18 protein-coding genes and 1 pseudogene are annotated in these 21,653 nt (G+C 57.6%); 10 read left to right on the top strand and 9 right to left on the bottom strand.

What is annotated here, in order from left to right; genetic code table 11:
• Positions 1 to 29: 29 nt before the first annotated feature.
• Positions 30 to 866 carry an undecaprenyl-diphosphate phosphatase gene (locus AD668_RS09955; RefSeq protein WP_053157751.1) on the bottom strand — a complete coding sequence of 279 codons (837 nt, stop codon included), beginning with the start codon at positions 864 to 866 and terminating at the stop codon, positions 30 to 32.
• A gap of 544 nt (positions 867 to 1,410) precedes the next feature.
• On the opposite strand from AD668_RS09955, the gene AD668_RS09950 reads away from it, so the two are divergent.
• The 3 genes from AD668_RS09950 to AD668_RS09940 all read left to right on the top strand — a co-directional run bounded on the left by AD668_RS09950 (position 1,411) and on the right by AD668_RS09940 (position 4,875).
• Positions 1,411 to 2,151, top strand: a complete 741-nt coding sequence (locus AD668_RS09950; RefSeq protein ID WP_053157748.1) for a winged helix-turn-helix domain-containing protein — start codon at positions 1,411 to 1,413, stop codon at positions 2,149 to 2,151.
• Positions 2,152 to 2,445: 294 nt separating this feature from the next.
• Complete coding sequence (locus AD668_RS09945; protein ID WP_053157745.1) at positions 2,446 to 3,105, top strand: winged helix-turn-helix domain-containing protein; 660 nt, start codon at positions 2,446 to 2,448, stop codon at positions 3,103 to 3,105.
• Positions 3,106 to 3,480: 375 nt separating this feature from the next.
• Positions 3,481 to 4,875: an undecaprenyl-phosphate glucose phosphotransferase gene (locus tag AD668_RS09940; RefSeq protein ID WP_053157742.1), complete on the top strand. Its 1,395-nt coding sequence runs from the start codon at positions 3,481 to 3,483 to the stop codon at positions 4,873 to 4,875.
• A gap of 122 nt (positions 4,876 to 4,997) precedes the next feature.
• Here AD668_RS09940 and AD668_RS09935 read toward each other — a convergent pair whose 3' ends face one another.
• Entirely contained in the window at positions 4,998 to 5,861 is an 864-nt protein-coding gene (locus AD668_RS09935) for a LysR family transcriptional regulator (RefSeq protein WP_053157739.1), read from the bottom strand.
• Between the two features lie 96 nt (positions 5,862 to 5,957).
• Here AD668_RS09935 and AD668_RS09930 point away from each other — a divergent pair, with 96 nt between their 5' ends.
• Positions 5,958 to 6,857: a DMT family transporter gene (locus AD668_RS09930; protein ID WP_053157736.1), complete on the top strand. Its 900-nt coding sequence runs from the start codon at positions 5,958 to 5,960 to the stop codon at positions 6,855 to 6,857.
• 140 nt (positions 6,858 to 6,997) lie between these two features.
• Here AD668_RS09930 and AD668_RS09925 read toward each other — a convergent pair whose 3' ends face one another.
• A complete protein-coding gene (locus AD668_RS09925; RefSeq protein WP_053157733.1) occupies positions 6,998 to 7,891 on the bottom strand; it encodes a LysR family transcriptional regulator in 894 nt (297 codons plus the stop codon).
• Between the two features lie 160 nt (positions 7,892 to 8,051).
• Here AD668_RS09925 and ampC point away from each other — a divergent pair, with 160 nt between their 5' ends.
• The gene (gene ampC, locus AD668_RS09920; protein WP_053157730.1) at positions 8,052 to 9,218 is read left to right on the top strand and encodes a class C beta-lactamase; all 1,167 of its coding nucleotides are present in this window, start codon (positions 8,052 to 8,054) and stop codon (positions 9,216 to 9,218) included.
• A 279-nt stretch (positions 9,219 to 9,497) separates the two neighbouring features.
• Here ampC and AD668_RS09915 read toward each other — a convergent pair whose 3' ends face one another.
• The 3 genes from AD668_RS09915 to AD668_RS09905 form a co-directional block, all read right to left on the bottom strand.
• Positions 9,498 to 10,049 carry a DUF4174 domain-containing protein gene (locus AD668_RS09915; RefSeq protein WP_053157727.1) on the bottom strand — a complete coding sequence of 184 codons (552 nt, stop codon included), beginning with the start codon at positions 10,047 to 10,049 and terminating at the stop codon, positions 9,498 to 9,500.
• A 227-nt stretch (positions 10,050 to 10,276) separates the two neighbouring features.
• Positions 10,277 to 11,062: a sulfite exporter TauE/SafE family protein gene (locus AD668_RS09910; protein WP_053157724.1), complete on the bottom strand. Its 786-nt coding sequence runs from the start codon at positions 11,060 to 11,062 to the stop codon at positions 10,277 to 10,279.
• 189 nt (positions 11,063 to 11,251) lie between these two features.
• Entirely contained in the window at positions 11,252 to 11,932 is a 681-nt protein-coding gene (locus AD668_RS09905; protein ID WP_256220610.1) for a hypothetical protein, read from the bottom strand.
• Between the two features lie 288 nt (positions 11,933 to 12,220).
• Here AD668_RS09905 and AD668_RS09900 point away from each other — a divergent pair, with 288 nt between their 5' ends.
• Together AD668_RS09900 and AD668_RS09895 are read left to right on the top strand one after the other, a co-directional pair.
• Complete coding sequence (locus AD668_RS09900; protein WP_053157718.1) at positions 12,221 to 13,042, top strand: aldo/keto reductase; 822 nt, start codon at positions 12,221 to 12,223, stop codon at positions 13,040 to 13,042.
• Between the two features lie 29 nt (positions 13,043 to 13,071).
• Positions 13,072 to 13,542: a DUF1810 domain-containing protein gene (locus tag AD668_RS09895; RefSeq protein ID WP_053157715.1), complete on the top strand. Its 471-nt coding sequence runs from the start codon at positions 13,072 to 13,074 to the stop codon at positions 13,540 to 13,542.
• Here AD668_RS09895 and AD668_RS09890 read toward each other — a convergent pair.
• Positions 13,507 to 15,867: a DNA polymerase II gene (locus tag AD668_RS09890; RefSeq protein WP_172681814.1), complete on the bottom strand. Its 2,361-nt coding sequence runs from the start codon at positions 15,865 to 15,867 to the stop codon at positions 13,507 to 13,509. The two genes, AD668_RS09895 and AD668_RS09890, sit on opposite strands and share 36 nt — an antisense overlap.
• 272 nt (positions 15,868 to 16,139) lie before the next feature.
• Here AD668_RS09890 and AD668_RS09885 point away from each other — a divergent pair, with 272 nt between their 5' ends.
• The gene (locus AD668_RS09885) at positions 16,140 to 16,580 is read left to right on the top strand and encodes a CBS domain-containing protein (protein WP_053157709.1); all 441 of its coding nucleotides are present in this window, start codon (positions 16,140 to 16,142) and stop codon (positions 16,578 to 16,580) included.
• A 116-nt stretch (positions 16,581 to 16,696) separates the two neighbouring features.
• On the opposite strand, the gene AD668_RS09880 is transcribed toward AD668_RS09885, so the two are convergent.
• Positions 16,697 to 17,320 carry a glutathione S-transferase gene (locus AD668_RS09880; protein ID WP_053157706.1) on the bottom strand — a complete coding sequence of 208 codons (624 nt, stop codon included), beginning with the start codon at positions 17,318 to 17,320 and terminating at the stop codon, positions 16,697 to 16,699.
• A gap of 274 nt (positions 17,321 to 17,594) precedes the next feature.
• On the opposite strand from AD668_RS09880, the pseudogene AD668_RS09870 reads away from it, so the two are divergent.
• Positions 17,595 to 17,915, top strand: a pseudogene (locus AD668_RS09870) (hypothetical protein); the annotation flags it as partial.
• Between the two features lie 162 nt (positions 17,916 to 18,077).
• Here AD668_RS09870 and AD668_RS09865 read toward each other — a convergent pair.
• On the bottom strand, positions 18,078 to 19,172 hold the full coding sequence (locus tag AD668_RS09865; protein ID WP_053157698.1) for a DUF1615 domain-containing protein: 1,095 nt from the start codon (positions 19,170 to 19,172) through the stop codon (positions 18,078 to 18,080).
• Positions 19,173 to 19,380: 208 nt separating this feature from the next.
• Between AD668_RS09865 and AD668_RS09860 the strand changes: the two genes are divergently transcribed.
• Positions 19,381 to 21,591, top strand: a complete 2,211-nt coding sequence (locus tag AD668_RS09860; protein WP_053157695.1) for a TonB-dependent siderophore receptor — start codon at positions 19,381 to 19,383, stop codon at positions 21,589 to 21,591.
• The last annotated feature ends 62 nt before the right edge of the window (positions 21,592 to 21,653 follow it).

Raw genomic sequence — 21,653 nt, 5'->3', positions numbered from 1 at the left:
CAGGCGGTATGATCCGCCTGGTTCTGCCGTCAGCCTGCTGCGGCGGCCGACGTCCAGCTCACCCAACCGAACGCCCAGGTTGCCAGGATCAACAATCCAAAAGCGATCCGGTACCAGGCGAATGCTGCATAGCTATGGTTCGCAATGAACTTCAGCAGGCCTCGAACAGCGATCATCGCGAAAAAGAAGGCTGTAACAAAACCGAGGGCAAATACCGGCAGATCACTCCCCTCGAACAGGTCCCGGTACTTGTAGCCCGAATACACCGCTGCACCGACCATCGTTGGCATCGCCAAAAAGAACGAGTACTCCGTGGCAGCCTTGCGCGACAGGCCAAACAGCAAGCCACCGATAATCGTCGATCCGGAGCGGGAAGTACCCGGAATCATCGCCAGGCATTGCGCGAAACCTACCTTTAAGGCATCTGACCAGCGCATGTCATCAACATGATCGATGCGTACAACATGCTCGCGCCGCTCAGCCCACAACATGACGATGCCACCGGCGACCAATGCAACAGCCACAGTGATCGGATTGAACAGATACTCATGAATCCCGTCAGCGAACAACACGCCCAGCACAACAGCCGGAAGAAAACCGATCAGCAAGTTGAGGGTAAAACGTTGTGCATTGCGTTGGTTCGGCAAACCTTTGATGATTGTGCAGATTTTTTCACGAAACTCCCAAACCACAGCCAGAATGGCGCCCAACTGAATAATGATATTGAACGCCATGGCGCGTTCACCGCCAAATGCCAACACGTCTGCAACAATTATCTGGTGACCTGTACTTGATATGGGCAAAAACTCAGTCAAGCCTTCTACAGCACCTAAAATCAACACTTTGAAAAGGGTCCAGAAATCCATTACTCCTCCATCAGGTCACTTATAAAAAAACGGCCCCTCAACTGCACTCAGATGTTGAGATGCTCAAATAAATCAATCGCTACACCCGCGGCCATTACCTGACTTGGCGCGGCAGAATATGCCCTGCCCAAACAAATACTCAAGCCATGTTATTAATCGTCCACCTACGAACAACTTTTGAAAAATTTAGTGCTGAGTGGAAAAAGTCTCTGCGCCTGATAAAATGTGACCGCTCTCACACATTCAGAATTCACACTGGACTTTTCATCCTGGACACCCAGAGAGATCAACAGTGGCAAAACGACATAAAAACAAATCGCCATCAATGCAAAATAGTGGCACAATTCCATAATGCCACCATCTAACGATGGCTATTTCACTAGTTCAGCCAGCCGAGAAAAGCAACTAAAAGCTTGAAAAGCTTAATTATTGTTAGAAAACTCGGGAGCCACGTCTAAAATCCGCGTAAATGTTACCAATTGTCAGTCACAGATGAGAACCGGTGCTTTAACATCCCGATGTCAGCACCTATTCGAGTCAATGCATGATGCTTACAGGGAACTTAGCGACTAGAAGCCAGCGCCAGACAAACGATGAACCCGGTGTTCTCACTCTGGGTCGTACCCGTGGCGTGGCTGAACACTTTAGAGCGCTAGTCGCAAGGCATGTGCGGACCGATATCGCACTAGAAGCCCATTCGTACATTAGTTCACCCAAGAACAATGAACACCTCGGTTCGTATCGAGCCATCTTCATCATCATCGACAGCCCCCAGGCCCTCGAAGAAAGCCTGGCGCTGGTGGAGAACCTGCGCACCGGCAACTTGAAACCCATCATTTGCGCGGTCATCACGGGGCGGGGCGCCTTCAACAAGATAAAGTACTATCTTGCTGGGGCCGACTTTTGTATCAAACTCAATACTCTTTCCGACGAAGGCTCCGAGTTGCTTGCCGAATTCTTCAATAGTGAAGAATGGCAAAGCGACCTCAACCTGACATTGGACCCCACACGAATTTGCTTACTGGGCACCAGCAAGAGGCTGGACATTTCTTTTGCAGAAATGAAGATCCTGGAAGCATTCGCGCAAACCAGCAACCATATACTTAGCCATGACGAAATCGCCAACATCATGGGTCTGAACAGTCACTTTTATGACCCCAGAGCGCTGGAAAAATCGATCAGTCGTCTTCGCGGAAAAATCAAGGACATGTACGGCACGAACGCGATCCAGAGCATTCGCGGGCATGGGTACCGCTTGATGAGAGGACTGATTTCGACCACCTGACGCCAACCTGGCAAGGCACTTTGATATCAATTAGCCAGATAAAATCAACGATACAAAGATATCGGCATCATCGTTTATCCGGCACTTCAAACTTGATGGGAATTTATCGCCTCCGTGACCGTAGCAACACCGAACCATAACAATAAAAGTTTATTCTATTGCAGCAGATCGAGTGGAACCTATCGAGGGCCAATTTTGGGCCCAGACCCTGCCTTTCGATTACTTCCGTGGGAGTCGTTACTCCCCTGCCGATCATCTTTTAGCCAAATTTGGTGTGTACGTTAGGAGAGAGACATGGAAACCAGTACAACCCTTCCAAGAAAATATTTTGTGGTCGTGACCCATAGCACTACGTCGCAGCGTGAACTCGAAACCATCCTGTCCAGTGAGCGCTTCAACTCGTTTGGCACCGCCCAGGCACAAATGTTTATTGAAGGTATTGCTCCGCCCTCTAACGCTCCGGTGCTGATGGAATTCACCTACCCAAGCGTTTCAAGGAAAAATGTCGCGCGCAGTATCGAACACGACACACAAAGAATACTGGCGACACTTGAGTCCGAATGGCTGGCTGCACAACCTCCGAATCCCTTCCATCGCCTGCCGGCAATAACAGGTGACATCAGTCATACCTCCCGAACAATCGAGGATGACGCGCTATGCGGCAAAGCCTGGCAACTCGACAACGATCAAAGCGTATTGGTCAAAGAGGGTGTCGAGGTCAGCTTGACTGGTTTGGAAGCCGCGCTGATCAAGAAAATGCTGCACCACGAAGAGCGTGTCGTCAGTCGAGACGAACTGATACTCAGCATCGGTAGAGAACCGGAACATTATCGCGGACTTGAAATGTGCCTGAGTCGCCTGCAGGACAAGTTCAAAAGTGCCAGTAACGGTGAGCGACTGTTTCGTGCCGTACGCAACCGTGGCTATTGCCTGATCCAGGAAGTCGTAGCCTGAGCCCGTACTGCTGATAAATAAAACAAACAGAAAAGTGCGACTACAACAATAAAAAAAGCACTCTGTTTGGCCTCCTTCTCCAGTTGACTCTATCCCCCGCCCCTACAATATCAATACAATATTTATTATTCACCTTATCCTCTACGACGTTTTCTAACACCCAACCTTTTCAACAACTTTAATAGTTGGCATTGTGCCACCTTGTTAGAACTCGTCAGACAGCATCCCCACCAATAACTTAGTCTATTGACTGACGACAGTTCGGCCTATCGACGTTGTTACCTCAGGACACTCGCTCTAACAACAATAATAAGTCTACTTAACAACTCGGTTTTCAACTGTTGAAACCTGGATGGACGTCTTTTGGGGATATCTATGGATCTTACTCTTCGCATCAATCGAAACACCGGCCTCAAGGGACTTACCTTTTGGGGGCAATGGGCGCTGGCGCAGGGCTTTGTTGTTTCATTGTTGTTTACCCTCGCCGAGCAACAAACGGGCACAGTCGAGTTCTATTACCGAATGTGCGCCACGCTGGCTGTTTTGGCCTCGGTTCCGGCTTACACATTCAGCGGCGTGTATCGAAAAAGGGACAACTACCTGACGGGCCTGGGACGTTTGCTCATGGGCTGGTCCATGACCATGGCAGCGCTGGCCTGCATTGCGTTTATCTGCAAGGCCGATGAGTTGTTTTCCAGGCAGGTGATCCTGAGCTGGGCGGTGTATGGCTTCCTCGGACAGGCGCTGCTGTATGCGCCCCTGCATGCGTTCTCGAAGTTCTACCAACGCTCGCGTAAAAGCGAGCATAAAACCCTGATCGTCGGTACTGGCGAATTGGCTCTGGGGTTGGCAAACAAGCTGAGCACCCTAGAAAACCTTCCACTGGTAGGCCTGGTCAGCAACGGCGCCCTCCCCACTCTGGAGCCAGGAGCACCGCCCATCGTCGGCGCCCAGGAAGATCTGCTGGATCTGATCAAAGCCCACCACATTCGTCGTTTGTACATCACCTTGCCGCTCTCGGAAGCGGCAAAGATCGAAGCCATGTACGTCGATCTGCTGGATGCCAACGTAGACGTGGTCTGGGTGCCGGACTTGAACAGCCTGACGCTGCTCAATCACTCGGTGAAAGTCGTGGACGGCCTGCCAGCGATTTACCTCAACGAAAGCCCGCTGACCAGCCGGCCTACCGCTGCGCTGAGCAAGAGCCTGGTGGAAAAAAGCGTTGCGCTGTTGGCTATCATCTTTCTGAGCCCGGTGCTGCTGGTCATTGCACTGGCAGTGAAGATCAATTCACCGGGCCCGGTATTCTTCAAGCAGGACCGCCACGGCTGGAATGGCAAGGTGATTCAGGTCTGGAAGTTCCGTTCGATGCGTGTGCACGATGATCATGAAGTCAAGCAGGCCAGCCGTAACGACTCGCGCATCACCGCCGTCGGGCGCTTCATCCGCCGCACTTCGCTGGATGAGTTGCCGCAGCTGTTCAATGTGCTTCAAGGACACATGGCGCTGGTCGGTCCGCGCCCACATGCCATCGCGCACAACAACTATTACTCCGGGAAAATCCTCGCCTACATGGCGCGCCACCGAATCAAGCCGGGCATTACCGGTCTTGCGCAAATCAACGGTTGCCGGGGTGAGACCGATACCATCGACAAGATGCAGAAGCGTGTCGAGATCGACCTCAAGTACATCAACAACTGGTCGTTGTGGCTGGATGTAAAGATCCTGGTGAAGACACCGTTTACGTTGTTGTCGAAGGACATTTACTGATGGATTAGGACTGTACAACGCAACATTGCGAGGGGACGCCAGTCCCCTTTTTTGTGGCTGTAATTCGGGTTGTGGCGCCTGTCATACAGGCACATCGCCTGCGCGCTTGCGCAGGAACTGCGTCAGACAAACTCTTCGCGCAGCATCGCCACAAACGCCTCTCGCGCCGGGTGCACCCCGGCGTTTTCATGCCAGTAGAACAAGTTCTCGACCGCCGTCAGTTCGGGGAACTCATAGCCTACACAACCGGCGCCTTTGGCGAATTGATCGAACACACCTTTGGGCACCAGCGCCACACCGGCGCCAGCACTGACACACCCTACAATCGCGCCATAACTGGCCAGACTGACAATCGGCAACGCTAGCCCCTGCCGCAACAACCAATGCTCAAGGGCCGCCCGATATGGACAACCCTGGGGCCACATGAATACGGTTTTGTCGTGCAAATCAGTCATGTCGCGCACCGGCCCCAACGACGTAGAGGCAATCAGCAGAAGATCTTCGCGGTACATCGGCGTGCGCTTGAGGTGGGGACGCTCGACATCCACCGCGACAATCGCACCGTCGAGTCGATGGCTCAACGTGTCGTCGAGCAACTGGCCCCAACTGCCGGTGGTCAGTTCCAGCGCCACAGCGGGGTATCGCTTGTGAAACTTGGCCAGCAACCGAGGCAAACGACCGGTGGCCGAAGACTCGATGGCACCAATGCGCAGCGGTCCTGAAGGTTCGGCCGAAGGGTCCACTGCACGTTTGGCTTCAGCGGTCAGCGCGAGAATTTTCGAGGCGTAGGCCAGGAACGTCTGACCCGACGGACTGATGCGCAGTCCGCGCCCCTCGCGCAGGAACAGCGCAACACCCAATTCCGCTTCCAGCGACTTGATCCGTGCCGTGATATTCGACGGCACGCAATGCAGCAATTGGGCGGCACGCGCGATGCTGCCCTGCTCGGCCACGGTCTTGAACATGCGAATCTGCGCCAACTCCATACATCACCCAAAGTGAACGTTTGACGCAGTATAAGTCAGTTGTGGTGAGCAACATGCATTCTGATACTGGCTGCATTCACCCACTGGTGCACGACCATGAAGCCGCTCAGCCCCTCCCCATTGAAAATCATCCTGGCCATGGCATTTGTCGTGACCTGCTGGGGGTATTCCCCCACCGGCATCCATATCGGTTTGCAAGCTTATGATCCAGGGCATCTGGCGCTGCTGCGCTTTTTGATCGCGTCCGGGTTCATGGCGCTGGTAGCGGTGTTCAGAGGCATCCGCCTGCCGACCCTTCGCGATCTGCCCCTGCTGTTCGGGTTGGGTTTCTTTGCCGTGAGCCTGCATCACGTGGCGATCAACTTCGGGCAACAAGGGGTCAGCGCCGGCGCATCGAGTGTCCTGGCGCAAACGACACCGCTGTTCAGTACGCTACTGGCGCGCTTCGTGTTCAAGGACCGGGTGACTCTGTGGCGCTGGGGTTGTGTCTTGCTCGGCCTGATCGGCGCGGTGATTGTGGTGACGGGGGATCACGGGCTGGCCAGCATCGACGCCCACGGCTTGCTGATTTTGTTGGCGGCGGTTTCCTGGAGTCTCTATTTTGCCCTGCAAAAGCATCACACCGGGCGTTATGACGGATTGACGCTGGTCTGCTACACGGTCTGGTCCGGGACAGTATTGCTGTTGCTTTTTTTGCCGGGGTTGGCGGATCAGGTGGCGATTGCGCCGCTGCGAGTGCAGTTCGCGGTGGTTGCCCTGGGAATTTTCCCGAGTGCGCTGGCGTACCTGGCCTGGGCCTATGTCCTGGCGCATGTCGACCTGAGCCGGGCGACCATGACGCTATATCTGACGCCGCCGACGGCAATGGTCATTGCATCGGTTGCCCTTGGCGAGCGGCCGACACTGATGATTGTGAGCGGGGCGTTGGTGGTGTTGGCAAGTGTGCTGGCGTTGAATCTGGAGCGCAAGCCAGTGGCTCGGGTGGCCAGTGTCTGATCGTAAAGGTGAGCTCCGGCAATTGGCATGTTCGCGCGATCATGACAAAGACATGGGGGCGCGGGACGCCAGCGTGGCGATGCAGTTTTTAATCCCGGGCTGGACGTTCGATCACAAGCGGCCGTGCTGGTACGCTGACATCAACAGTCGCGCAAGGCCTGGCTTTGCGCGGCGTCGACAAGCCAGCTACGGAACGCCGTCATCGCGGCGGTTTCCGGGCGGGATTGCAAGCGAGTCAGCCAGTAGCTGCCGGTGACGATGCCAATTGCGAACGGCTGACGGATCCTCTGTTCCGTCAGTTGCCGGGCAAACATCATCGGGGGGGCCAATGCCACACCGAGACCTTGAATAGCCGCCTCCATCATTGCCAGCGAAGAGTCGAATACAATGCTGCGCGGCGGTGCCGCCTGATCGGTCAAACCGGCTGCGTGGAACCATTGTGACCACTCATCCATGCGATATGAGCGCAACAACGTCTGTTGCAACAAATCGGCCGGTGTTTCCAATCGACGGGCAATGTCCGGCACGCAGAGCACCGACAATGGCGCCTCGATCAAGCGCAACGCTTCGATCCCGTGCCAGGCCCCCGCACCGAAGCGAATGGCGTAATCGAGCCCTTCGGCGGCCACGTCCACGCGGTTGTTGTTGGTCGACAGACGCAAGTCAATCAGCGGGTATCGTGCCTGGAAATCCGCCAACCGAGGGAGCAGCCAGCCCACCGCAAACGTTCCGACCGCCCCGACCGTCAACACTTCGCGGTAGTGCCCGTCTTCAAACCGCTCAAGGGTCTCGGCAATTCGGTCGAAGCAATCGCGCAACACCGGCAACAGGGTCTCGCCTTCGCTGGTCAACATCAGGCCACGGGGCAAGCGTTTGAACAGCGTGACGCCCAGCTGCCCCTCAAGCCCTTTGACCTGATGACTGACGGCAGCCTGAGTGACACACAACTCTATCGCCGCCCGGGTGAAGCTCAAATGCCGTGCCGAGGCTTCAAAGGCGCGAAGTGCATTCAATGGCAACTGAGGCCGGATCATGCTAACCCCCTAGTTTTTCTAATGACTCGTGCGAATTATCGTCGTTTGTCGAGCGTGACTGAACTGCTTAGATTTGGCTCGCCTTTCAGCGCCCCCAGACGAGAGGGCGCCCAAGGCACGTCAGCTACAATAATCAAAACTCAGGGAATGTGACTTGAAAATGTTCACGCTAAACATTCAGAAGGCATTGTCCTACAGTACTTTCGGACTTTTCCTCGGCGCCGGTCACTGCGTTGCCGCTACGCCCACGGACGCACAACTTGAAAACGTGGTTACCGCCGCCATCAAGCCTGTCATGCAGCAACAAAAGATCAATGGCATTGCTGTCGCGGTCACGCAGAATGGCAGGCAGCATTACTTTAACTACGGTGTAGCCAGCAAAGAAGACGGTAAACCGGTTGATCAGAACACCCTGTTCGAAATCGGCTCCGTCAGCAAAACCTTCACCGCGACCCTCGTTGCCTACGCACAGACCACCGGCAAACTATCTCTGACCGAAAAGGCCAGTGACGTGTTGCCAGCGTTGCGTGGTAGCGCGTTCGATCACGTCAGTCTGCTCCAACTGACCACCTACAGTGGCGACGGCCTGCCTCTGCAATTCCCTGCCCAGTCAGATTCGCCGGATAAAATGCTCGCCTACTTCAAACAGTGGAAGCCGGTTAGCGCGCCCGGCAGCAAACGGCAGTATTCAAATCCGAGCATCGGGTTGTCCGGCTACCTCGCCGCACGACGCATGGGTCAGCCGTTCGATGAGGCCATTGAAAACACCTTGCTGCCCAAACTCGGCTTGAAGCACACCTACCTCACGGTGCCGCAAGATCAGATCGCGCTGTACGCGCAAGGCTATGACAAGAACGGCAAACCCGTGCGAGTCGGGCCCGGCGCACTGGATTCCGAGGCGTACGGGGTCAAGACCAGCGCGGCAGACCTGATCGCCTATGTCGAAGCCAACATGAAACCCTCGCGTCTGGATAAACCGCTGCAACAGGCTATCGCGCTGACCCACACCGGCTACTACACCGTTGGCGACATGACCCAGGGCCTGGGCTGGGAATTTTATCGCTACCCGATCACCCTGGATCGATTGGTGGCGGGCAACTCGACGCCGATGGCGATGGAGGCGCACAAGGTTCAGTGGCTCAACCCACCACAAGCGCAACCAGAGAACGTACTGTTGAACAAGACCGGCTCGACCGGTGGATTCGGCGCGTACGTCGCGTTCGTGCCGTCAAAGGACATTGGCATTGTGATTCTGGCCAACAAGAATTATCCCAATGCGGAGCGCGTCAAGATTGCTCATCAGGTATTGAGTACGCTGGCCGAGTAATCCCGACACAACGCCACGCATCAGGCCTGCGACGCTTTCAGATAGCTTCGGGACTACGCTGAACAGGACATGAGGGCTGATCCATGAAAGTGCTGTGGGTTGATGACCACGCCGTCGTGCGCATGGCGATCGGGATGATTCTCGCTCGGGAAGGCCATGAGATTGGTCGGCTCGGGTACTGTTTGCCTTGATGACAAATCAAAACGAATACAAGCCAGATTCTATGCTCGGGGGTTCCCCCAAAAACATGGAATTTCCCACAGAAAAGCCCGCCCCTGGTCAGTCATCAGGCATTTCAGGTGGCTTGACGGGTTTGCCCGCCTTGCCCGGTTTGGTGCCCTTGGCGCCTTTGGCCGCGGGCGCTTCAGGCTCCGGAGTGGCCACTGTTGGCGGCGGGGCTTCCTTCTCGGCTGCCGGCAATTGATCGACGGCCGTGAAAATATCCGCCAGCTTGATGTTCTCCGACTGTTCAAGCTTCTTTTCGCCATCCTTGCCAACCAGTATCACCTTGGTCTTGGCCCCTGCCCCCAATTTCAGCGAGCGGATCAATGCCGCCGTGTCCTGCGGCCCCAGGTCCTTGCCTTCGCGCTGACCCATCAGGTTGAGCACGGTGTACAGCACCATGTTGCGATCAGTGAAACCCTTGCGATTGGCCGGCTCATCCAGCGACTGTTTCAGGCTGACCCACATTGGGTCAACGGTGCTCGGGGCGATGACAATCAGCGGTCGGGACCGGCCCTTGTCCATGTCCAGTGGTGAGTCGCCATCGGCAGCGAACAGGGGGCCGGCGATTGCCAGCAGGGTAGCCAGGGTCAGTGACCTGATGAGCATGCGCCTCTCCTTTTGATATCCACGCTCTAATGATTGCGCATCGCGGCGTTCGTTCCGGTGACGCTTGGCAAATGTGCTTTGCCTTGCCCCAAGCTTAGGTCAGCGCGGTCATTGCGCAACAGGTCGGAGCAATCTCGGGCGGGAGGCAGCGGGTGTATATCGATGTCCTGGACAAGCATCTGCCGGACAGTATTCACCCGCGAATGAGATTGGCGCAGCGGATCGAATCAGAACGCCAGCTTGTAGCCGATCAGCATCAGCATGGTTGCCAGGCAAGGGCGCAGCATTTCATCGGAGATACGCCCGGTCAGGTGGCTGCCCAGATAAATCCCCGGCAACGAACCGACCAGCAAGTAACCCAGCACCTGCCAATCCATGTTGCCCATGCTTGCGTGGCCGAGACCGGCGACCAGCGTCAGCGGAACGGCGTGGGCAATTTCCGTTCCCACCAGACGGCGAGTCGGCAACAACGGATAAAGGATGAACAGTGCCACGGTGCCCAGGGCGCCAGCGCCGATGGAAGTCAGTGCAACCATGGTGCCGAGGACCAGGCCGGTAATGACCGTCATGACATTGAGGCGCGGGCCACTCGGGTTGTAGTTGCCACCGGCGCGCTTGTGAGCGAAATCCAGCAAGCGCTTTTTGAACAGGATTGCCAGCGCCGTAGCGAACAACACAAAGCCCAGGGCCTGCTTGATGATGGCGTTCATCGCGTCGGGACTTTCGTGCAACGTGCTGAGGAACCACAACGTCAGCACCACCGCCGGGACACTGCCCAGGGTCAGCCAACCGGTAATCGCCCAATCGATGTTGTTGTTCTTTCGGTGAACCAGCACCCCACTGGATTTGGTGATAGCCGCGTAGAGCAGATCGGTGCCGACGGCAGTGGCCGGGTTGATGCCGAACCACAGCAGGATCGGGGTCATCAACGATCCACCACCTACGCCAGTCATGCCGACGATAAAACCAACCACCAACCCTGCAATGACCAACCCGATGTTCACTAAATCCATTGATACGTCCACAAAGATCGCAGGGAAATCCGGCCCGCAGCATAGCGATATTTCTTATAACCAGTTATATCGATACGATCTATCTTTATACCCGAACCTCATCAGCGCTCTGTAAGAAGAGCCTGCTCTCGAAGACTGAGTGCCCGTCAACCCTTGGTCTATTGACGCACAGTAATCGCGAGCAAGGGTCTACTGCACCGGCAGGAAATTCAGGAACAAAAGGCTCTGCGCATAATTCAACCCGATACGCCGGTAGCGCTCGTCGAGCATCTGGGTCAGCAGATCCAGTCGGGCGACGATCTTGCCAAATTCCACGGCGAAGCTCAGGTTGCTGCCTTCCTCCGAAATCTCATTGGAGAACAGCAACGGCTGGCCCTCCTTGTTTTGCCGCTGGCTCAAAATCCAGGTGGCGATCTCGATATTGCGCGCCGCGTTGCTGACGAACACCGGATTGATCGCATCCGTCATGTAGAACTCCAGGCGATCGCCGTGAGCGGTCACCAGCATGCTGCCGATGGCGTAGATAAACGCCCCGACCCGATCTCCCAGGAACTCCGGGCTCATGGCAAAACGCAGCGCCGCCAGGTCCTTCTTGCCACCGAGGGTGGGCAACGGCTCCTGCCGTTCGATGGCCATGCGCACTTGCTTGCCTGCAGTGCGGGCATCGAGGAAACCGGACTTTTTGAGTTCTTCGGGGTTACGCAAGTACAGCTTGCCCATCAACAGATAAAGGCTGTCGAGGTTGTCGCGCATCGCCAGGGTCGCCATGCGGTCAACACTGGTTTGCAAAAACTCCTGGGGCCTGCCTTCACGCATCTGAGTAAAAATGTCGCTGCCCTGCTGCTGGCTGCAACCGGTAAAAAGCAACATCGACAGCGCGGCTGGCAGCCAGCAATGCCTTTTGAAAAGTGCGCAGATGAAAGGTAACGCTGTGGCCATGATTGCTTGAACTTGGGCATGGGCCGACGGTGGGGATCGCCGCGGGCTGCCAAGGATAGAGCCAGTCATTTGCAAAAAGTGCAGTGCCGGCCGACACCAATCGATCACTGGACACGTCGCGGATCGAAAAATCGCCGCTTGCGACAGACGCCTGAACAGCAATCCATGGTCTATTCTGCTGCGCACTGAAGTATCGACAGATTCACCACGGGGGTAGACATGCGCGTTCTCCAATTGGCTGGCGCCAACGTGCCAGTCATCGGCCAGGGCACTTGGCGGATGGGCGAAGACCGCTCACGACAGGCACAGGAAGTCGCTGCGCTGCGCCTGGGCATCGAGATGGGCATGACCCTGATCGACACGGCGGAAATGTACGCTGAAGGCGCGGCCGAAGAAATCGTGGGCCAAGCCATCGCCGGGCATCGCGACAGTGTCTTCCTGGTCAGCAAGGTCTACCCGCACAACGCCAGCCGTCAAGGGGTTGCCCAAGCGTGCGAACGTAGTCTGCGGCGCCTCGGCACCGACTACATCGATCTCTATTTACTGCACTGGCGTGGCCAGTATCCCCTTGAAGAAACCGTCGAGGCCTTTGAGCGCCTGCGCGAAGCGGGCAAGATCGGTCGATGGGGCGTGTCCAACTTTGATCTCGACGACCTGCATGAACTGGCCGCCCCCGCCTGTGCCACCAATCAGGTGCTCTACAACCTGGAAGAACGCGGCATAGAATTTGATTTGTTACCCTGGAGCCAGCAGCAACGGCTTGCCGTCATGGCGTACTGCCCGATTGGCCAAGGAGGCAAAATGCTGGCCAATGCTACGCTTAAACAAGTGGCCGCCCGTCACAGTGTGACGCCGGCCCAACTGGCGCTGGCATGGATTCTGCGTCAGGATGGCGTGATCGCCATCCCCAAGGCGGTCAGTCCCGAGCACGTGCGACTCAACGCCCAAGCGGCGGGTGTGCAACTTGAACCCGGGGACCTGGAGGCGCTGGACCAAGCGTTTCGCGCGCCACAACACAAGCAGCGGCTGGCCATGGTCTGAGCCATCGCGGAGTGTCAGAGGATTTCGGCATGAGAAGTACCGATCCGCTGGACGCCTTTAATCTGCAACGCTTCATTCAGGCGCAGGACCCCGTGTTTGACCGGGTCCAGGCCGAATTGAATGCAGGTCACAAGCGCAGTCACTGGATGTGGTTCATCTTTCCGCAATTTTCCGGGCTGGGAGGCAGCGAGATGTCGCGACATTTTGCCATCCGCTCCAGGGAAGAAGCCCAGGCCTATCTGGATCATCCATTGCTGGGCGCCAGGTTGCGCGCCTGTACACAAGATGTGCTGAACATTACACAGGCTTCGGTAGCGCAGATATTTGGCCATCCGGACGACCTGAAATTTCATTCATCCATGACCTTGTTTGCCCAGGTCGCGCCCGACGACAGCCTCTTCCATCAAGCCCTGAATCGGTATTTCCACGGCATTCTGGACGCATGGACCCTGGAGCTGATGGATTCAAAAAAGGCCCAGTTGCCCTCCAATCAGGGTTGAGAAATCGTCGTCGACAAAGGGCAGTATCGCGTCCGCCACCGGTTGCAGTTGCCGCGTGATGTAATGGTCATAATCGATTGGCGCGCTGCGGATTTCCAGCGGCTCAGGGCCGGCGACGGTGATCACGTAACTGATCCAGCCGCCATTCTGGTATTGCCGTGGGCGGCCCTGGCGGTCGTTGTAGTCGTCGGCGATGCGCGCCGCCCGCACGTGGGGTGGCACGTTGCGTTGATAGTCGTCGAGGGTTCGACGCAGGCGTTTGCGGTAGATCAGCCGGTCATCGAACTCTCCAGCGAGGGTTTTGTGCACGTAGTCGCGCACATAGTCCTGATACGGCTGGCGCTGAAAAATCCGCAAATACAGCTCCTGCTGGAATTGCCGGGCCAACGGCGACCAGTCGGTGCGCACGGTTTCCAGGCCTTTGTAGACCATTTCCTCGCTGCCATCGGTGCGGGTCACAAGTCCGGCGTAGCGCTTCTTGCTGCCCTCCTCGGCACCACGGATCGTGGGCATCAGAAAGCGTTTGTAGTGGGTTTCGTATTGCAGTTCGAGGGCGCTCTGCAGGCCGTATTCTTCCTGCACATGTTCGCGCCACCACTGATTGACGTGATCCACCAGGGCACGGCCGATCTGCGCGGCTTCCTCCTGGCCATGGGCGCGGCGCAGCCAGACGAAGGTCGAGTCGGTGTCGCCGTAAATCACCGCGTGGCCCTGGGCTTCGATCAACTGCCGGGTACGCAACATGATCTCGTGGCCGCGCAGGGTGATGGACGACGCCAGGCGCGTATCGAAGAAGCGGCAACCGCTGGAGCCGAGTACTCCGTAGAACGCGTTCATGATAATTTTCAGCGCCTGGGACAGCGGCGCGTTATTTTCGCGCTTGGCGATCTCCCGGCCTTCGGCGACCCGCGCGACGATCGACGGCAGGCAATGCCGGTTGCGGGAAAACCGCGCCCCGCGAAAACCCGGTACAGACTCGCTGTCATCCGGGTGCGCGAGGCCTTCGATCAAGCCCACCGGGTCGATCAGAAAGGTGCGGATGATCGAGGGATAAAGGCTTTTGTAGTCGAGCACCAGCACCGATTCGTATAACCCGGGTTGCGAATCCATGACGAACCCGCCGGGGCTGGCTTGCGGCGGTTTGCTGCCAAGGTTCGGCGCGACGAAGCCCTGGCGATGCATCAGCGGCATGTACAAATGGGTGAACGCCGCCACCGAACCACCCATGCGATCGGCCGGTAACCCGGTGACGCTGGCCCGCTCCAGCAGGAACGTCAGTAACTGGGTCTTGGCGAAAATCCGTGTGACCAGCTCGCAATCCTTGAGGTTGTACCTGGCCAGCGCCGGCTTGTCCTCGGCGAACATGCGGTTGATTTCGTCCATGCGCTGGTACGGATTGTCGATCGACTTGCCCTCGCCAAGCAGGGTCTGCGCGACATTTTCCAGGCTGAATGACGGAAAACTCCAGGTCGCCGAACGCAAGGCCTCGATGCCGTCGATGATCAGCCTTCCGGCAGCGGCAGCGAAATAGTGGTTGCCGCTGCCATGCTCGCGCCACTGCATCTCCTCGCCGCCACGCCCCAGCCGCAATGGCACCGCCAGGCGGCGGGCGTGCTCGTGAAGGATCCGCAGATCGAACTGCACGACGTTCCAGCCGATAATCGCGTCGGGGTCGAAACGCGCAAACCATTCGTTGAGTTTTTTCAGCAATGCCACGCGAGAATCGCAATACTCGAGCTGGAAATCCACCTCACTGTCGTCGCCGTTCGGCGAACCGAGCATGTACACCTGGCGTTCGCCGCAACCTTGCAGCGCGATGGAATACAACTCGCCCTGGGCTGTGGTTTCGATGTCCAGGGACACCAGTTTGAGGCTGGGCCGGTACGTCGGGTCGGGTTTCATTTGGGCGTCGAGCAGCAGGCCATCGTCACCCGGCGAGCCATGAAACCGTACCGGCGCGGTGATGAAGCGCTCCATCATGTAACGCTCCGGCGGCCGCACGTCGGCCTCGTACACCTCAACGCCAGCCTTGCGCAGCGCGGTTTCCAGGCGCATCAACTGACCGTGCTGCTGGCAATACAGCCCCAGGACCGGACGGTGCTCGAAATCCTGCAACGCCAAGGGTTTGAGCTCGACGTTTTTCTCGTCGTGCAGCAGCGCTTCGGCTTGCGCTCGCTGCTCGGCGGGTATGAACGCCACCGACGGTTGATGAGGCAGGCGGATGCGCCGGGGCCCGCTGTCGGTCGCCAGCCAGAACTCGACTTCCGTGCCGGCCGGGGTGTCGCGCCAATGCCGGGTCAGGACGAATCCCTGCGCTAAATCCACCACTGCAAACCTCAGATTTGATTCAAGGTGATGATTCTACCCGTGATCACCCAGACTTAGCCGCCGGCCGGGAAAAGATCGCAGCCTTCGGCAGCTCCTGCGCGATTATGTGATCTCCCGTAGGAGCTGCCGAAGGCTGCGATCTTTTCGAGGATTGCAGAAGAAAAACCGCCAAATGGCGTTTTTTGCGTGTTATCTGCCGCTTTCGCCCTTGCCCTCAGCGCTTGGGTCTATGATCCTTCAGGAACAACGACAACACCCGAGTAACCACCATGAAAACCGTCGCCCAACTGCTCAAGCTCAAAGATCAGAAGAATCAGGAAGTGCACCAGATCAAACCCGATCACATGGTGCTGGAAGCGCTGATGAAGATGGCCGAAAAGAACGTCGGCGCCTTGCTGGTGGTGGACAATGATGAAGTGCTCGGCATCATCAGCGAGCGGGATTATGCGCGCAAACTGGTACTGCATGGACGCTCTTCGGTGGGCACTCCGGTGCGCGACATCATGGTGTCGCCGGTGATTACCGTGGACACCCACCAAACCGTCGACACGTGCCTGGGCATCATGTCCGACAAGCGCCTGCGTCACTTGCCTGTGGTTGAGGATGGCAAGTTGATCGGCCTGCTTTCCATCGGCGACCTCGTCAAGGAAGCCATCGCCGAGCAGGCTGAACTGATCCGCCAGTTGGAGCAGTACATTCGCGGCGACTAATGCAAGCCCTGCAGGAGCTGGCTTGCCAGCGATTGCTATGGATCATTCAACATCGAAGTTGGCTGACCCACCGCTTTCGCTGGCGAGCCAGCTCCCACAGGGGATCGACGGAGTTCTCAGGCGGGCCAATGCCGCGCAAACACCGGCGCCAGCACCGGGTGCCGGTCAATCCGCTCCAGCCAGGCAAAGAACCCGGGCCGGGCATTGCGCAAATGCTCCCGGCTACCCGCCCACCGCGATATCACCGCCGCCAGCACATCCAGCGCACCAGGCGTTTCACCGCCCAGATACAAATCCCCCGAAAACTGATCGGCAAACACCTCCCAACTCCAGTGCAAACGTCGACGCGTGCCGGCCATGAGATTGTGCCTCGACGACTCATCGGCCTCGGCCAGCCAGCGCTCTGGGTAATCGATGATGCCGATGGCGGCATAGCAATTGGCGACGATATACGTCATGCCCCGGATTGCCTGGTCGCGCTCTGCGGGATCGTCCGGCAACAACCCCGATGAGGGAAACGTAAGCCCGAGGTGAATCAGGATCGCCGCGCTCTCGGTCAGGACACCGCCGTCGGGCCGCTGCAATGTCGGAATCTGTTTAAGCGGATTGAGCTTCTCGAGCGCCTGAGCGGCTTCCGTTGAGGCCTCGACATCAATAAAACGGTAAGGAATCTCACAAAGCTCCAGTGCGGCCTCAATCGCCGCCGCACCGGAATTCTGATGGCCGTAGAGTTGGTACATAAACATCTCCTAGCAGATCACAAGCACCCGGTGCCCCAATCAAATCCGCCGTCATGACAATCGCATGGGCATAAGCGCCAGCTATCCAGTGTAGAAGCCGCCACCTGCCTCGCCGTGGCCATCCGACGACCGCACCATCAAACCCACAGGAGGTATTGCACAACGCTCATCATTGCCATCGATGTTCACCATCACGTCAATGAAGTTCTCATAAAAAATCCGCGGCGTAACATCGGGTCCATACCCACCCGTAAGCACCCTGGAGCACACACTCATGAAACGCCAAATCCTTCTCGGCATCGCTTTCTCGGTTTTTGCAGTCAACGCTTTCGCTGCTACCTCTGCTCACCCGGTTGTCGCTGAAGGCGGCTCGGATCGTCTGATTGAAAGCCGCGTGGCCGAGGGTGATTCGGATCGCCTGATCGAGAATCGTGTGGCGGCTGATGGCTCTGACAAGCTGATCGAAAACCGCGTCGCCGCTGACGGCTCCGACAAGCTGATCGAAAACCGTGTCGCTGCTGACGGCTCCGACAAGCTGATCGAAAACCGTGTCGCCGAAGGTGCCTCCGATCGCCTGATCGAAAACCGCGCTGCCTGAATGAATGGTTCTACCGATAGCCTCGACAACCCCGCCTCACCCCGCCGCTTTTGTAGGAGCGAGCCTGCTCGCGATGGACTCATGCACGACGCGTTTAACCAGTAAACACGCGTTATCGTTAACGTCCATCTCGAGCAAGCTCGCTCCTGCCCCATGGGATTACTTCCCGGCCCGCGCCATACAACGCTGATAACGCTCATCGACCCGTTTGGCGAACCACGCCGTGGTGAGTTTGCGGGTGATTTTCGGACTTTGCAGCACGATGCCCGGCAACACCGCACGCGGCAGCGACCGCCCCTCTGCCTGTTCGGCCAGTTCGAAAACCCTCCGGTACAACGTAGTGTCCTCGAACGCCAGGCTATTACCCTTCTCCAGTTGATCGCGAATTGTCGGGTTGCGCATATCCAGGCGCTTGCCGAGGCTGCGCACGGCCAACTCCGTAGTGCCGGGCATGATCGAATCGTAGCGCACCAGGTCGCCGTCCAGCGCCAGCGGGATTCCCGAAGCCCGGCTTACCGCGTTCTGAAAGGCCGCATTGCGGCTGGCGTACCAACCGGCGTTGAAATCGGCGAAGCGATACAGCGGCTGTTGATAACTCACCGGGTAACCCAGCAAATGGGCGATGCCGAAATACATGCCCCCGCGCCGCGTGAACACTTCACGACGGATCGAGCCCTTTACCGGATACGGATAGCCCTTGGCATGCTGCTCGGCGAAATCGATGCTGACCTGCATCGGTCCGCCGGTATGCACCGGATTGAAGCCGCCAAACAGGGTTTTGCCCATGGGCACCATGCCGATGAAGTCATCGAAAATCCCGCTCAACTCCTTTTCACTGCGCGCAGCATTGAGGCGATCGCTGTAGGTTTTGCCGCTGGGCGATTTGAGCCGCAACGCACCACTGACCAGCAATCCGGGGATGTGCGCGGTAGCGGCACGGCGATCGATTTCATCACGGGCAATCTTGCCCAGGCCGGGTACCGTCGGGTCCACCTGAAAGGTTGATTCCTGCTCGGTCACGGCCAGTACAGAACACAGGTTCTGAGTGCTCGGGTAGAGGTCTTGCGCGGCAAATGCCGCATAAATATCCGTGGCCCAGCCCTGTCGGTCGGCGGTCTTGGCCGGTAGCAAACGTACTATCTCGGCGCGAACTTCGTCGGGATTGCGCGGCGCGGGTTCCTGGCTCCGTTGACTGGCGCAACCGGCCAGCAACAGTAATGCGACGACGCCTGAAATCAATCGTATGGCTTGCATGTTGCTCCATCAAATCCGTTAAGCCGCCGTCACCATACGACCAATGGCCGATTTCTGCACCGACCGGAATTTCCTTTGTACCTTGCAGAAAACGCATTGCACGACGTTACTGAGAACAACTACCATTTGTGTCTGGAGTCGTATTAGCGCAAGGAGTTCCCGCGCCGCCCCCTTTTCCAATCGGCCGCGCGCCGCTCAGGAACGAAACATGACCCCTCCAGCCCGACTCCGCGTGCCTTTTCGTGCAACGTTACTGGCCCTGTTCTGCTCCCTGTCCGTAACGGCCCATGCCGAAACACCTGAAACGCCCGAAACTCAAGGCAAGCCGTTGGTGCTGGGCGACGTCAATGTCAGCGCCCAGGCCCCGACATCGTTCGACCTGCCACCCGTGTACGCCGGCGGCCAAGTCGCACGCGGCGGTCAACTGGGTGTTCTGGGCAATCAGGACATCATGGATGTGCCATTCAGTATGACGGCCTATACCGAAGAATTGATCCGCGACCAGCAAGCCGAAACCATCGGCGACGTGCTGCTCAATGATTCGTCTGTGCGCCAGGCCTCGGGTTTCTCCAACCAGGCGCAGACGTTCATGATCCGCGGCCTGCCGCTCAATGGCGACGACATTTCGTTTAACGGCCTGTACGGCATCCTGCCGCGGCAGATCGTTTCCACCGATGCGTTGGAACGTGTGGAAGTGTTCAAGGGCCCGAATGCCTTCATCAACGGAGTAACCCCGACCGGCTCCGGCATCGGCGGTGGCGTCAACGTGCAACCCAAGCGCGCCGATGACGTGCCGCTGCGTCGTTTCAGCACCGACATCAGCGATGACGGGCGCATCGGCGAACACCTGGACATCGGCCAGCGCTTCGGCGAAGACAACCGATTCGGCGCACGTCTCAACTTGTCGCAACGCGAAGGCGATACTGCCATCGACGATGAAAACCAGCGCTCCAAGCTGTTCGCCCTCGGCCTCGACTACCGTGGCGATGCCCTGCGCGTTTCCGGTGATTTCATCTATTCGAAAGAACGCATCAACGGTGGCCGCAGCTCGGTCAACCTGGGTGACGCCACGCATATTCCGGATGCGCCTTCGGCCGATACCAACTACGCGCAGAAATGGGGCTACAGCGAGATCGAAGACACCTTCGGTATGCTGCGCGCCGAATACGACCTGAACGACAGCTGGACCGCCTATGCCGCCGGTGGCGCAAAGCACAGCCGTGAAGTCGGCAACTACGACTCCACCACGCTGGTGGGCAACGATGGCAGCTCGGTGACCAGCGGTTCGTTCATTCCCCACGACGAAGACAACACCAGTGCCATGACCGGCCTCAATGGCCGTTTCGCCACCGGCCCGGTTACCCATAAACTCAATTTCGGCCTGGCCGGGATCTGGACCCAACAGCGCAACGCCTTCGATTTCGACTCCAATAGTTACCCGAACAACATTTACCATCCGATTGACGTTCCGGCGCCAGGCCCGGGTTTTTCCGGTGGCGATCTGGGTGACCCGGGGATCACCAGCAAAACCTTCATGCGCAGTGCCGCCGTGTCGGACACCTTGGGCTTTATCGATGATCGCCTGCTGGTCACCCTCGGCGTGCGGCGTCAACAACTGGTCGTCCAGGGCTACGACTACAACACTCAAGAGCGCACGTCCAACTACGACGAATCAATCACCACGCCGGTGTACGGCATCGTGTTCAAACCGTGGGACCACGTGTCGTTCTACGCCAACCGTATCGAGGGGTTGGCCCAAGGGCCGACGGCACCGACCACGTCTGGTTCGCGTGTCGTGATCAACGGCAACGAAGTCTTTGCCCCGGCCCGCTCCAAACAGATCGAAGCCGGCGTGAAAGTGGACATGGGTACCTACGGTGCGACGCTGGGTGTGTACCGCATCGAACAACCGGCGAATGGTTACACGCAAGTCATCGACGAAACGACCGCCGAGTTCATTCATGACGGTGAACAGGTGAACAAAGGCGTGGAACTCAATGTGTTCGGCGAACCGATCGACGGCCTGCGCTTGCTCAGCGGTGTGACCGTGATGGACACCGAACTGAAGAATACCCAGGACGGTCTCAACGACGGCAATCAGGCCATCGGCGTGCCGAGCTTCCAGTTCAACGCCAGTGTGGATTGGGACGTGCCGGGCCTGCCAGGCGTCGCCCTGAACGGTCGTATGTTGCGCACCGGCGGCCAGTACGCCGACGCGGCGAACAACCTCAGTTTGCCAACCTGGAACCGCTTCGACGCCGGTGCACGTTACGCATTCAAGGTTCAGGAAAAAGACGTGACCGTGCGTTTCGGCGTGGAAAACGTTGCCAACAAAAGCTACTGGGAATCGGCCCAGGGCGGCTACCTGACCCAAGGCGAACCACGATCCGCGAAGTTGTCGGGCACCATCGACTTCTAACCGCCAACTCGGTGTAGGAGCGAGCATGCTCGCGATGGACTCAAACCCGCCGCGTACTTCCA

It is taken from the genome of Pseudomonas sp. P1.8 (assembly GCF_001269805.1).
Taxonomy (GTDB): Bacteria; Pseudomonadota; Gammaproteobacteria; order Pseudomonadales; family Pseudomonadaceae; genus Aquipseudomonas.
Note: the sequence above shows the minus strand (reverse complement) of the source record. Positions and strands in the feature narration are given on the sequence as shown.